The organism is Pseudomonas sp. GW821-FHT07G06 (assembly GCF_058986625.1).
Window position 1 is genome coordinate 209083 of sequence record NZ_JBYSVW010000003.1, and the last position, 13129, is coordinate 222211.

The 13129-nt window shown below is 60.6% G+C and carries 13 protein-coding genes; 8 read left to right on the forward strand and 5 right to left on the reverse strand.

Features of this window, described 5'->3' with window-relative positions; translation table 11 throughout:
• Positions 1-3: 3 nt before the first annotated feature.
• Complete coding sequence (locus AC3WJW_RS07575) at positions 4-1578, reverse strand: phospholipase D family protein (RefSeq protein ID WP_493725623.1); 1575 nt, start codon at positions 1576-1578, stop codon at positions 4-6.
• Between the two features lie 60 nt (positions 1579-1638).
• Entirely contained in the window at positions 1639-3072 is a 1434-nt protein-coding gene (locus tag AC3WJW_RS07580; RefSeq protein WP_493725624.1) for an aminotransferase-like domain-containing protein, read from the reverse strand.
• A 179-nt stretch (positions 3073-3251) separates the two neighbouring features.
• Here AC3WJW_RS07580 and AC3WJW_RS07585 point away from each other — a divergent pair, with 179 nt between their 5' ends.
• The gene (locus AC3WJW_RS07585) at positions 3252-3497 is read left to right on the forward strand and encodes a DUF1127 domain-containing protein (protein ID WP_493725625.1); all 246 of its coding nucleotides are present in this window, start codon (positions 3252-3254) and stop codon (positions 3495-3497) included.
• Positions 3498-3600: 103 nt separating this feature from the next.
• Here the strand turns inward: AC3WJW_RS07585 and AC3WJW_RS07590 are convergent, their stop codons facing one another.
• Positions 3601-4908, reverse strand: coding sequence for an NAD(P)/FAD-dependent oxidoreductase (locus AC3WJW_RS07590; RefSeq protein WP_493725626.1), 1308 nt, complete (start codon positions 4906-4908; stop codon positions 3601-3603).
• Positions 4909-5055: 147 nt separating this feature from the next.
• On the opposite strand from AC3WJW_RS07590, the gene AC3WJW_RS07595 reads away from it, so the two are divergent.
• The gene (locus tag AC3WJW_RS07595) at positions 5056-5409 is read left to right on the forward strand and encodes a YkgJ family cysteine cluster protein (protein ID WP_102700091.1); all 354 of its coding nucleotides are present in this window, start codon (positions 5056-5058) and stop codon (positions 5407-5409) included.
• Positions 5410-5479: 70 nt separating this feature from the next.
• Here AC3WJW_RS07595 and AC3WJW_RS07600 read toward each other — a convergent pair whose 3' ends face one another.
• On the reverse strand, positions 5480-5968 hold the full coding sequence (locus AC3WJW_RS07600) for an Lrp/AsnC ligand binding domain-containing protein (RefSeq protein WP_007975155.1): 489 nt from the start codon (positions 5966-5968) through the stop codon (positions 5480-5482).
• A 157-nt stretch (positions 5969-6125) separates the two neighbouring features.
• On the opposite strand from AC3WJW_RS07600, the gene dadA reads away from it, so the two are divergent.
• From dadA to AC3WJW_RS07630, 6 genes are all read left to right on the forward strand, one after another.
• The gene (gene dadA / locus AC3WJW_RS07605) at positions 6126-7430 is read left to right on the forward strand and encodes a D-amino acid dehydrogenase (protein ID WP_493725627.1); all 1305 of its coding nucleotides are present in this window, start codon (positions 6126-6128) and stop codon (positions 7428-7430) included.
• The gene (locus tag AC3WJW_RS07610; RefSeq protein ID WP_095964325.1) at positions 7402-7755 is read left to right on the forward strand and encodes a RidA family protein; all 354 of its coding nucleotides are present in this window, start codon (positions 7402-7404) and stop codon (positions 7753-7755) included. Before dadA ends, AC3WJW_RS07610 begins: the two co-directional genes overlap by 29 nt.
• Before the next feature lie 97 nt (positions 7756-7852).
• On the forward strand, positions 7853-8926 hold the full coding sequence (gene alr / locus AC3WJW_RS07615) for an alanine racemase (protein ID WP_102700090.1): 1074 nt from the start codon (positions 7853-7855) through the stop codon (positions 8924-8926).
• A gap of 128 nt (positions 8927-9054) precedes the next feature.
• Positions 9055-9603, forward strand: coding sequence for a cupin domain-containing protein (locus tag AC3WJW_RS07620; protein WP_007975150.1), 549 nt, complete (start codon positions 9055-9057; stop codon positions 9601-9603).
• A 182-nt stretch (positions 9604-9785) separates the two neighbouring features.
• Positions 9786-10208, forward strand: coding sequence for a c-type cytochrome (locus tag AC3WJW_RS07625; protein ID WP_150815265.1), 423 nt, complete (start codon positions 9786-9788; stop codon positions 10206-10208).
• Between the two features lie 247 nt (positions 10209-10455).
• Entirely contained in the window at positions 10456-12378 is a 1923-nt protein-coding gene (locus tag AC3WJW_RS07630) for an acetyl-CoA hydrolase/transferase C-terminal domain-containing protein (RefSeq protein ID WP_493725628.1), read from the forward strand.
• A 129-nt stretch (positions 12379-12507) separates the two neighbouring features.
• Here AC3WJW_RS07630 and AC3WJW_RS07635 read toward each other — a convergent pair whose 3' ends face one another.
• Complete coding sequence (locus tag AC3WJW_RS07635) at positions 12508-13080, reverse strand: xanthine phosphoribosyltransferase (protein WP_007975145.1); 573 nt, start codon at positions 13078-13080, stop codon at positions 12508-12510.
• Positions 13081-13129 lie beyond the last annotated feature (49 nt).

A 13129-nucleotide genomic window follows, 5' to 3' on the forward strand; every position in this document is an offset into this window, starting at 1 on the left:
GGGCTACAGCATCCGCTCCAGCCCGACCGTGTTGCTCAGCCACGCATTGAAGCGACGCCACCAGCTCCCAGGCTCCTTGGTCAGGATGTGCATTTTTCCGTCATCTTCCGTGCTCCAGACAATCTGACCGTTCTCCAGCTCCACTTGATAGCTCAGGGCTGGCGCCATGCCCTGCAGCGCCAGTTCGCGGACCCGTGCAGCCAACTCCGGGCTGTCCACCAGCACGCCGACCTCGGTGTTCCACAGCACTGAGCGTGGATCGAAATTGAACGAGCCGATAAAGGATTTCTGCTGGTCGAAGATCATCGCCTTGCTGTGCAGGCTGGAGTCGGAGCCGCGATAGGAGCTGCTGGAAAACAGATGCGGCCCGCTACCGCTGCCGCCTTCCTCGCCGGGTTGGCGACGCAATTCGTACAGCTTCACGCCGTGTTCCAGCAATGCCCTGCGATAGGGTGCATAACCACCGTGAACCGCGGGAACGTCCGTGGCTTCCAGTGAATTGGTCAGCAAACTCACCGAAACGCCGGCATCGGCGCGCCCGGTCAGGTACACCAGCCCCGGTTGACCTGGCACGAAATAAGCCGAAATCATGATCAGCTCTTTGCGGACACCGTCGAGTTCAGGCGCCAATTGCGTGGTCAGCAGCAACTGTGGATCGGGCTCGCCCTTGGCCAGCACCTTGCTCGGCGCGTCCCACAATGCCTGGTTCCAGGCCCAGATCAGTTCGCGGCGCCAGATGTCCAGACGCGGATGGGTGGTGAAGGTCATCAAGTGTTTGTAGAGCGCGTGATCCTGCTTGCGGGTTTCCGCCAGGGACTCTTCCAGTCGGGTGCGGGTGTTTTCCAGGTCGTGGAGGGTGGGTTTGCTCGACAGGAATTCGTCGATCGGCTTGCTCAGGGCGCTGTTCCAGTATTGGTCGAAACTGTGCCCGAGTTGCTCGGCAACCGGGCCGACACCGAGCAAGTCGATGTCAGTGAAATTCATGTTGGGCTCGGCATCGTAATACTCATCCCCCAGATTTCGCCCGCCGACGATGGCCATGCTGCTGTCCGCCAACCACAACTTGTTATGCATGCGTCGATGCTGTTGCGACAGGTTGAGCAGGCGGCCGACGGTACGTGTCACCCCCGTACTGCGGCCCAGGTTCAGCGGATTGAACACGCGGATCTGGATTTGCGGGTGCGCGGCGAGGGTGGCAATGACGCGGTCCAGGCCGTCGCTGGTCGTGTCATCAAGCAGTACCCGCACCCGCACGCCCCGGTCAGCGGCCTTGAGCAATTCCTCGATCAACATGCGTGTGCTGATGCCGTCGTGCACGATGTAGTACTGCAAGTCGAGGCTGCTTTGGGCATTGCGGATCAGTTCGGCACGGGCGGTGAAGGCCTCGGTGCTGTCCGATAGCAGGCGGAAGCCCGATTGTCCCTTGTAAGGCGCGGCCTGCGCCTGGACCGAGCGGCCGAATGCGGAGTCTGAAGCCGGCAACGCCTGGCTCGGTACACGCTGTACGTCGAGGCTGGCGCAGCCGCCCAGGAACGCGGCGAGTAGCACAAGAGCAAGCAGGGGCTGTCTGACTCTCACGTAGGGTCGTTCCGTTTGGCGGCATAGTCAGGCATATGGACGCTGAATCCAGTATAAAAGTCAGTCGCTGAGCTGATCGGTGTCCGCCAGCAGTTTGATCGCTGTCGCACCGACCTTGCGAACCGCGTCTTCGATCTGCGGTGTTGGCTTGGCAGCGTAGTTCATGCGCAGGCAATTGCGGTACTTGCCCGAGGCGGAAAAAATACTGCCCACGGCAATCTGTACGCCCTGGTCGTGCAAGGCGCGATTCAGTTTCAGGGTGTCGAAACCTTCCGGTAGTTCGACCCACAGCATGAAGCTGCCTTGTGGGCGACTGGCGCGGGTGCCGGCCGGGAAGTAGCGGGTTACCCAATCGATCATCATGTCGCGATTGCGCTGGTATTGCGTGCGCATCCGCCGCAAATGCGGTTCGAAATGGCCGCCCTTGAGAAATTCGGCGATGGCGATCTGCGGTTGCGGCGCGGTGGAGCCGGTGCTGATGTATTTCATGTGCAGCACCCGTTCCAGATAGCGGCCGGGCGCGACCCAGCCGATGCGCAGGCCTGGGGCCAGGGTCTTGGAAAACGAACTGCACAACAGGACGCGACCGTCCTCGTCGAAGGACTTGATCGTGCGCGGACGCGGGTAGGTGTAGGCCAGTTCGCCATACACATCGTCCTCGATGATCGCCACGTCAAACCGCTGCGCAAGCGTCAACAACGCGCGTTTGCGCGACTCGGGCATGATGTAGCCCAGCGGGTTGTTGCAGTTGGGCGTCAGCTGTATGACCTTGATCGGCCACTGCTCCAGGGCCAGCTCCAGCGCTTCGAGGCTGATGCCGGTCAGTGGATCGGTGGGGATTTCCAGAGCCTTCATGCCCAGGCCCTTGAGGGTCTGCATCGCACCGTGAAAACTTGGCGAGTCCACCGCCACAATGTCTCCCGGTTCGCAGATCGCGCGAATGCTGGTGGACAGCGCTTCGTGGCAGCCGGTGGTCACTACCAGGTCGCTGGCGCCCAACTGGCAGCCGGAATCGAGCATCAGGCGGGCGATCTGTTCGCGCAGTTCGAGGTTGCCGTGGATGTTGTCGTAATACAGACCGGGCATGTCCTGCCGCCGGCTGATCCGTGCCAGGTCGCGCAACAGTGGCTTCATCGTTGGACTGGTGATGTCCGGCATGCCGCGGCCCAGTTGCACCACGTCTTTGCGTGGCACGGCGCGAATCAACTCCAGCACCTGATCCCATTGGGAGATGTCCACCGGCCGTTGGGCCGGGCGGCCGACTGCCGGCAAATCCGGCAGTTCGCGGCTTGCCGGGACGAAGTACCCGGACTTGGGACGTGGCGTGGCCAGTCCGCTGTCTTCCAGCACCCGATAAGCCTGCTGCACCGTGCTCAGGCTGACGCCGTGCTCGACGCTCAGCGCCCGTACCGAGGGCAGCCGATCACCGGGGCGATAGAAGCCCTGTTCGATACGCGTGCCGAGCAATTCGGCCAGGTTGACGTAAAGGGTCATGGTGCAGCCTCGATAGGGATGATTCGGTCAACCAGTACAGATCAGACGAAAAATCGTGATTCAGTGGCGGAATCGGTAAAACTGTATGGAGTTAATACAGTCTCGTTGAATCTGTAATGCTTTTTCCCGCCCGCGCATCATGGAACCTCTGGCTACCCAAGTAAACAGGAGCATCCAAGATGAACGGTTTGAGCGATGTGCGGCTGACATTACACAGTCAGGAACTGGCGACAGGGCAGAACAACGGCGCGCGGGAGGCGGGCATGCACAATGCGTCGTCCGGCCAGAGTCGTTGGGATCAGTTCTGGCGTCGGCTGCACACGCGCAAGGCGTTGCTGGCGCTGACCCCCGACCAGCTCAAGGATATCGGACTGACACGGGAGCAGGCGCGCGAGGAGGGGCTAAAACCCTTCTGGAGACAGTAACCGTCCCTCGTAGGAGCTGCCGCAGGCTGCGATCTTTTGATCTTGTTTTTTAAAAAGGCAAAGTCAAAAGATCGCAGCCTGCGGCAGCTCCTACAGGTTTTGATTAAACCAATTCCTTAAGCCGATGCCACAACATCCCCAGCGCCAGCAACGGCGAGCGCAAATGCTTCCCGCCAGGGAAGGTGATGTGCGGCACCCGGGCGAACAGATCGAAGCCGCCGCTGTGCTGACCGCTGATGGCTTCGGCCAGCAGCTTGCCGGCCAGGTGGGTGGCATTCACGCCATGACCGGAGTAAGCCTGGGCGTAATACACATTCGGCTGGTCCTTGAGCCGGCCGATCTGCGGCAGGCGGTTGGCGCCGATGCCGATCATGCCGCCCCATTGGTAATCGATCTTCACTGCGCTCAGCTGCGGGAAAACCTCGAGCATTTTCGGACGCATGTACGCGGCGATGTCTTTCGGGTCGCGGCCGGAGTAATGGCAAGCGCCGCCAAACAGCAGGCGTCGGTCCGCCGAGAGCCGGTAGTAGTCCAGCGCCACCCGTTGGTCACAGACCGCCATGTTCTGCGGCAGCAGGGCGTGGGCCTGTTCTTCGCTCAGTGGTTCGGTGGCGATGATGTAGCTGCCGGCGGGCAGGACTTTACCGCTGAGTTCCGGGTTGAGGTTGTTGAGGTAGGCGTTGCAGCCCAGCACCAGGGTTTTGGCGCGCACCGAGCCCTCGGCGGTATGGACCTTGACCTCGGGGCCATAGTCGATGCGGGTCACGGCCGATCGCTCGAACAGTCGGACCCCAAGTTGTTGCGCCGCCGCCGCTTCACCCAAGACCAGGTTCAGTGGGTGCAGGTGCCCCGAGCCCATATCGATCAGGCCGCCGACGTACCGTGTGGAGCCGACCACCGTGTGCATCTCATTGGCTTGCAACAAGCGGGTCTCGTAGCGATATCCGAGGCTGCGCAGTTCTTCGGCATCCTCGGCGAACCCTTCAAGGTCGCGTGGCTTGTTGGCGAGGTCGCAGTAACCCCAGGTCAGGTCGCAGGGGATCTGGAAGCGCTCGACCCGTTGCCGGACGATTTCCACGGCTTCCAGGCCCATGAGTTTCATTTGCCGCACGCCTTCGGCACCGATGACGTTGGTGAACTGATCAAGGCCGTGGCCGACGCCGCGAATCAGCTGCCCGCCATTGCGTCCACTGGCGCCCCAACCCATTCTGTGGGCTTCAAGCAACACCACGCTGAGGCCGCGTTCGGCCAGCTCAAGCGCCGTGTTCAACCCCGAAAACCCGCCGCCCACCACGCAGACATCGGCCAGCACTTCGCCTTTGAGCACCGGAAGTTCGGGCTGCGGCAGGCTGGTGGCGGCGTAGTAGGACGCGGTGTGGTTCAGAGCAGGCTGTTGAGCACGGGGGGTCATGTGCGTGTTCCTGATTCTTGCGTTTAGAAAATTTGACGGAGCATAAGCCGGACCTTCCCGGACGGGCAACATTGGTCGGCTGGTGCTGTCTGGATCGAGGCTTTTGCGTCAGAATCGCGCTCTATTCCGCTTTGGGTCACCGCTGCAATGAGCTGCAACAGCCAGACAATCCGCACATTGCGCCAACAGATTCCCTCATTCGAGTGCGTGCCCGGCTGTCATGACTGCTGCGGGCCGGTGACCACCTCGCCGGAAGAAATGTCGCGCCTGCCGCGCAAGACGCGCGCCGAGCAGGATGCCGCCATGGAAGCACTCAACTGTGTGCATCTGGGGCCCAATGGCTGCACGGTGTATGACGAGCGGCCGCTGATTTGCCGGTTGTTCGGCACTACCAAGACCTTGCCATGCCCCAATGGGCGCGGGCCGGTGGAGTTGATTCATCCGCGGGTGGAGAAGCAGGTGTTCGAGTATATGGCCAGCACCCGGCAGGTGCTGGTTTAAAGGATCGCAGCGGACCACGCGCTCCTATGTAGGAGCTGCCGAAGGCTGCGATCTTTTGATCTTTTGTTCGTCAATCCGGAATCGGCAGAGTCAAACTCTCCTTCACCTCTTCCATCACGATATAGCTCTTGGATTCCCGCACATGGGGCAGCTTGAGCAGGATGTCGCCCAGCAACTTGCGGTACGAGGCCATCTCGGAAATCCGCGCCTTCACCAGGTAGTCGAAATCCCCTGACACCAGATGACACTCCAGCACATGGGGCAATTTCAGCACCGCACGCCGGAACTCTTCGAACGTATCGCCGGATTTGTAATCCAGGCTGATCTCGACGAACACCAGCAGACTACCCTTCAGGTGTTGCGGATTCAGCCTGGCGTTGTAGCCCATGATGATCCCCTCGCGCTCCAGGCGCCGGACCCGTTCAGTACAGGGCGTGGTCGAGAGCCCGACCTTTTCCCCAAGCTCGGTAAAGGAAATCCGCCCGTCCGCTTGCAGGATCCGCAGGATGTTGCGGTCGATCTTGTCCAGCTCACGTTTGGTCTGAGTGTTGGTACGCATAGGGGATGCGCCTCCGTGAAAAGGGTTTTTGCCGAGAATTGTCGCCAAATATAGGCGCTTATATAGTGAAAAGCACTGGCAAATCTTTTTTACACTGCGCGCATCTAAAGCTCTGAACAACAAACGTCAGCGGTTAGCCGCGATGAGGGATATGAAAATGCGCGTCATGGTCTTGGGCAGCGGCGTCATCGGTACCACCAGTGCTTATTATCTGGCCCGTGCCGGGTTTGAAGTGGTGGTCGTCGACCGGCAGCCGGCTGCTGCCATGGAGACCAGTTTCGCCAACGCCGGGCAGGTCTCGCCGGGTTATGCCTCGCCGTGGGCCGCACCGGGTGTGCCGCTCAAGGCCATCAAGTGGCTGTTGCAGCGCCACGCGCCCCTGGCAATCAAGGCCACTGCCGACATCGACCAGTACCTGTGGATGGCACAGATGCTGCGCAACTGCACGGCCAGCCGTTATGCAGTGAACAAGGAGCGCATGGTCCGCCTGTCCGAGTACAGCCGTGACTGCCTCGATGAACTGCGTGCCGAAACCGGCATCGCCTACGAAGGCCGCAGCCTCGGCACCACCCAACTGTTCCGCACCCAGGCTCAACTGGACGGCGCCGCGAAAGACATCGCCGTGCTGAAAGAGTCCGGCGTGCCGTTCGAACTGCTCGACCGTGAAGGTATTGCCCGCGTTGAGCCGGCGCTGGCCAGCGTGACTGACATCCTCGCCGGTGCCCTGCGCCTGCCGAACGACCAGACTGGCGACTGCCAGATGTTCACCACCAAGCTCGCCGAGATGGCCGCGAACCTCGGTGTGCAATTCCGTTTCGGCCAGGACATTCAGCGCCTCGACTTCGCCGGTGACCGCATCAACGGTGTATGGATCGACGGCAAGCTGGAAACCGCCGACCGCTACGTGCTGGCCCTCGGCAGCTACTCGCCGCAACTGCTCAAGCCGCTGGGGATCAAGGCGCCGGTGTACCCGCTCAAGGGCTACTCCCTGACTGTGCCGATCACCAACTCGGCGATGGCCCCGACCTCGACCATTCTCGACGAGACCTACAAGGTCGCGATCACCCGTTTCGACAACCGCATCCGCGTCGGCGGCATGGCTGAAATCGCCGGTTTTGACCTGTCGCTGAACCCGCGTCGCCGGGAAACCCTGGAGATGATCGTCAACGATCTTTATCCTCAGGGCGGTGATCTGGCCCAGGCCAGCTTCTGGACCGGCCTGCGTCCGACCACCCCGGACGGCACGCCGATTGTTGGCGCCACCCCGTTCAAGAACCTGTTCCTGAACACCGGTCACGGCACGCTCGGCTGGACCATGGCTTGTGGCTCGGGCCGTTTGCTGGCTGACCTGATGGCGAAGAAAAAGCCGCAGATCAGCGCCGAAGGCCTCGATATTTCCCGTTATGGCAACAATACCCAGGAGCCTGCAAAGCATGTCAGTCCAGCGCCAGCTCACCAATGAGCGCATGAGTCAGATCGTCACCCATAACGGCACGGTTTACCTGGCCGGACAGGTAGGCGACGACATGAACGCCGGGATTGAACAGCAGACCCGTGAAACCCTCGCCAACATCGAGCGTTTGCTCGATCTGGCCGGCACCGACAAGCACAACCTGCTGTCGGTGACGATTTACCTGAAAGACATCGATGCGCACTTCGAAGGCATGAACGCGGTGTGGGACAACTGGCTGCCAAAAGGCGTCGCTCCGGCCCGTGCCACCGTTGAATCGAAATTGTGCGAACCGGAAATCCTGGTCGAGCTGTCGGTTGTAGCCGCTCTGCCATAAGCTTTCAGACAGATCCCTCTCCCGGTGCTGTTGGCGGTTCACGCTGTCAGCCAGCGCCGGTTTTTTTTCCCGATAACCCGACCAGAAGTCTGCCGCCATGCGTCCTGCCCGTGCCCTGATCGACCTTCAAGCCCTGCGCAACAACTACCGAATCGCCCGTGAGCTCACGGGGGCCAAAGCCCTCGCGGTGATCAAGGCCGATGCCTATGGCCATGGCGCGGTGCGTTGCGCCCAGGCGCTGGAAGCCGAGGCGGACGGGTTTGCCGTGGCCTGCATCGAAGAGGCGCTGGAGCTGCGGGCGGCGGGCATTCGTGCACCGGTCCTGCTGCTGGAAGGTTTTTTCGAAGCCGATGAACTGGCGCTGATCGTCGAGCATGATTTCTGGTGCGTGGTGCATTCGCTGTGGCAACTCGAAGCCATCGAGAAAGCGGCGTTGAGCAAGCCGATCACCGTGTGGCTGAAGCTTGATTCGGGCATGCACCGCGTGGGGCTGCACCCGGCGGATTATCAGGCCGCCTATCAACGGCTGCTGGCCAGCGGCAAGGTCGCGAAGATAGTGCTGATGAGCCACTTTGCGCGTGCCGATGAACTGCACGAACAAGCCAGTGCCGATCAGGTGGCGGTATTTGAAGCGGCGCGCAAGGGCTTGTCCGCCGAGATCAGCCTGCGCAACTCGCCGGCGGTGCTCGGTTGGCCGCAGATTCCGAGCGATTGGGTACGTCCCGGCATCATGCTCTATGGCGCCACGCCGTTCGAAGAGGCCAATGAAGTGGCATCGCGGCTGCAACCCGTGATGACCCTTGAGTCGAAAGTCATCAGTGTCCGCGAACTGCCGGCTGGCGAGCCAGTCGGTTACGGCGCCAGATTCATCACGCCCAAACCGATGCGCATTGGTGTGGTGGCCATGGGTTACGCCGACGGCTACCCGCGTCTGGCACCGACCGGCACCCCCGTGCTGGTTGCCGGGCAGCGCAGCCAGTTGATCGGCCGGGTGTCGATGGACATGCTCTGCATCGACCTGACCGATGTGCCGCAGGCCGGTCTCGGTTCGACCGTCGAGTTGTGGGGCAAAAACATCCTCGCCAGCGATGTAGCCATGGCCGCCGGGACGATTCCTTACCAGATTTTCTGCAACCTGCGCCGGGTGCCACTGCTCTATTCCGGGGCTTAGTGCGCAAGGCTCCAGACCGGAAGTCGCCTCACTGAGCAGGATTCAGGTCAAGGTGTTGTAAATACTGAACGCTGTCGCCATGATAACGTCCACTATTCCAACAATCTTGAATCCTGGAGGCGCAAGCTTTGGACGTCGGTGAACGACTGCAATCCATCCGTAGGCTCAAAGGCCTTTCCCAGCGTGAGCTCGCCAAACGTGCGGGTGTCACCAACAGCACCATTTCGATGATCGAAAAGAACAGCGTGAGCCCTTCGATCAGTTCGTTGCGCAAGGTGTTGGGCGGGATTCCCATGTCCATGGTCGAATTCTTTTCCGAAGAAATCCTGCAGGAAAAGCCGACCCAGATCGTCTACAAGGCCAACGAGCTGATCGATATTTCCGATGGCGCCGTGACCATGAAACTGGTCGGCCGGGCGCACCCGAGCCGGGCTATCGCATTCCTCAATGAAATCTATCCGCCAGGCGCCGACACCGGTGACGAGATGCTCACCCATGAGGGTGAGGAAACCGGCATCCTGGTCGAAGGAAAACTGGAACTGGTGGTCGGTCTCGAAACTTTTGTCCTCGAAGCCGGCGATAGCTACTACTTTGAAAGTACCAAGCCACACCGTTTCCGGAATCCGTTCGATGCGCCTGCGCGACTAATCAGCGCAGCCACGCCGGCGAATTTCTAAGAAAAGAGGCGTCCTGCCAGCATCGCAGAGGCGCCCGGGCCGTTTTTCCGCCGCAGCCTAAGACCCTTGCGACTTTGGGGTTGTTTCAGTGCGACGGGCTTACCGCTATACTTGCGCCCGCCTGCGAACCGTGGCCGTAGGCGTGACTAGCCACCATTGAGGGTGAACGCGTGAACCTAATTATGAAAATGCTGGCTGCACCAGCAACCGTATTGGCCCTATGGGCTGTCAGTGTCAGCGCTCAGGCTGCGACCAACGACGATATCGCCAAACGCCTTGAGCCAGTCGGCCAGGTCTGTGTTCAGGGTAAAGAGTGCAAGGGCATGGAAGTGGCCGCTTCCGCCGGCGGCGGGGGTGGTGCAAAAACCCCGGATGAAGTGATTGCAAAACATTGCAACGCTTGCCACGGTTCAGGCCTGTTGGGCGCACCGAAAATCGGTGATGCTGCCGCTTGGGGCGAGCGCGCCAAGAAAGAAGGTGGTGTTGACGGCCTGCTTGCCAAAGCGATCTCCGGTATCAACGCGATGCCGCCAAAAGGCACCTGCGCCGATTGCGCAGACGCCGAACTCAAAGGCGCCATCCAGAAGATGTCCGGCTTGAAATAAGCCAGGGTCTTGCTGCCGAAAAGCCGCTTTCGAGCGGCTTTTTTGTGCCTGTCGGTTCCCTGTAGGAGCTGCCGCAGGCTGCGATCCTTTGATTTTACTTTTTATGATCAACATCAAAAGATCGCAGCCTGCGGCAGCTCCTACAGAGATTTTTGTGTCGGGCGGTTGGCCGATACAGGCTGTTCATTGCAGCAAAGACCCGGCAAGCTCGGTCCAACCCACTTCATGGAATGTAAGGGAGGATCGAATGGTGCAGCTGTGTTCTATCGAACAGGCAGTCGATGACGTCTTGGCGCGGTTGCCGGCGCATATCCACATGGGCTTGCCTCTGGGGTTGGGTAAACCCAATCACTTCGTCAACGCGTTGTATCGACGAATCGCACAGTTGCCCGAGCGGCGGCTGACGATCTACACCGCGTTGTGCCTGGGCCGCCCGCCCTTGGGCGACGGATTGCAAAAGCGCTTCCTCGAACCTTTTGTCGAACGGGTTTTCGGCGATTATCCGGAGCTGGATTTCCTCGCCGATCTGCGTCGCGATCAGCTCCCGGGCAACATCCACATCCAGCAGTTTTTCATGCAGCCCGGCAGCCTGCTCAACAGTGCCACGGCGCAGCAGGATTACGTCAGCAGCAACTACAGCCATGCGGCGCGGGACATCAACGCCGCCGGGTTGAACCTGGTGGCGCAACTGGTGGCCAGCCATGCCGAGCATCCCGACCGCTTGAGCCTCAGCTGCAACCCCGACATCACCCTCGACCTGTTACCGATGATCGCCAAGCGCCGCGCCGCAGGAGAAACCATCCTGATGGTCGGCCAGGTGCACAACGAACTGCCTTACATGCCCGGCGATGCGGAACTCGGCATCGACACCTTCGACCTGCTGATCGATGAGAAAGACCACACCACGCTGTTTTCCACGCCGAACATGCCGGTGGGGTGCCAGGACCATTTCATCGGCTTGCATGCCAGCACCCTGGTGCGTGACGGTGGCACCTTGCAGATCGGCATCGGCTCCATGGGCGATGCGCTGACGGCGGCGCTGCTGGCGCGGCAAGCGGACAACGACGCTTACAAGGCGTTGCTGGCCGACGTAAACCTGAGCCACTGGGCGCAACTGATCGAGCGCGAGGGCGGCATCGAACCGTTCGCCAAAGGCCTGTATGGCTGTAGCGAAATGTTCGTCAACGGCTTGTTGGTACTGGCTGATGCCGGGATCGTGCGGCGCAAGGTTTATCCGGACGTGGCGACCCAGCAGCAGGCGAATGCCGGCACCCTCGACGAGCCTGCGCAAACCGATGGCATCTCGGTGCACGGCGGTTTCTTCCTTGGTCCGCGCAGCTACTACGAACGCTTGCGCGAATTGCCACAAAACAAGCGGCTCGAATTCAACATGACCCGCATCAGCTACATCAACGAGCTCTACGGCCAGGAAGAACTCAAGCGCTTGCAGCGCCTGGATGCGCGGTTCATCAACACCGCGTTCACTGTGACCTTGCTCGGTGCCGCGGTGGCGGATCAGCTCGAAGACGGACGTGTGCTCAGCGGCGTAGGCGGGCAATACAACTTCGTGGTTCAGGGGCATGCGCTGCAAGGCGCGCGCTCGGTGTTGCTGCTGCGCAGCTGGCGTGAGTCTGGCGGTGATGTCAGCTCGAACATCGTCTGGGAGTATGGCCACTGCACGATTCCCCGGCACTTGCGGGACATGGTGGTCACCGAATATGGCATCGCCGATCTTCGTGGCAAAACCGATGCGGCAGTGATCGAGGCCTTGCTCAATATCAGCGACTCGCGTTTTCAGTCGGGATTGATTGAGCGGGCACAGAAGGTCGGCAAACTGCCCAAGGACTTCCGACTCGAGCCGCGCTTTACCGATAACACTCCGCAGCGGTTGCAGGAGATCCAGGCGCGGCATCCGCGGCTTTTTCCAGAGTATCCGCTGGGCTGTGATTTCACCGAGGTCGAGCGAGATGTGTTGCGGGCGCTGAACTGGCTCAAGAGCAAGTTCAAGCTGAGCGAGGTGCTGGAACTGGGCAAGGCAGCGCTGGATGCGCCGGAGGCAGCAGCGTTCCCGGAGCATCTGGAGCGCATGCAACTGGCCAATCCTGAAGGACTGAAGGAGGATTTGTATCAGCGGTTGCTGCTCACCGGCCTCAAGGCCACCGCGCAATAACTGCCCACCCAAAATCAACTGTGGGAGCGAGCCTGCTCGCGATAGCGGTGTATCAGTCAACGAAGATATCGACTGACACTATGCAATCGCGAGCAGGCTCGCTCCCACAAGGTATTACTGTGTCCCGGCTTACTCGATAAAGGTCACGACACCATCGGCCAGCGACTTCACGCGAGCCAGGGACTCCACGCGATAACCCTGCGAATCCAGCTCCGCACGGCCGCCCTGGAACGACTTCTCGATCACAATGCCCAGGCCCGCCACGGTCGCACCGGCCTGTTTGATGATCGAAATCAGCGCCTGGGACGCCTTACCGTTGGCCAAAAAGTCATCGATGATCAGCACGCGGTCGCTGCTGGTCAGGTGGCGAGGGGAGATGGCCACGGTGCTTTCGGTCTGCTTGGTGAACGAGTACACGGTCGCCGACAGCAGGTTTTCGGTGAGGGTCAGGGACTGGTGCTTGCGGGCGAAAATCACCGGCACACCGAGGTTCAGGCCGGTCATGATCGCCGGGGCGATGCCCGAGGCTTCGATGGTGACGATCTTGGTGATGCCCGAGTCCTTGAACAGCGTGGCGAATTCGTCGCCGATCAGCTTCATCAAGGCCGGGTCGATCTGGTGGTTCAGAAAGGCGTCGACCTTCAGGACCTGGTCGGAAAGCACAATGCCTTGTTCGCGAATTTTCTGGTGCAGGGCTTCCATGAAGCTGTCCTCTTTTGGCGCCTGTGCGCCGAAGGTCATATAAAAGTGG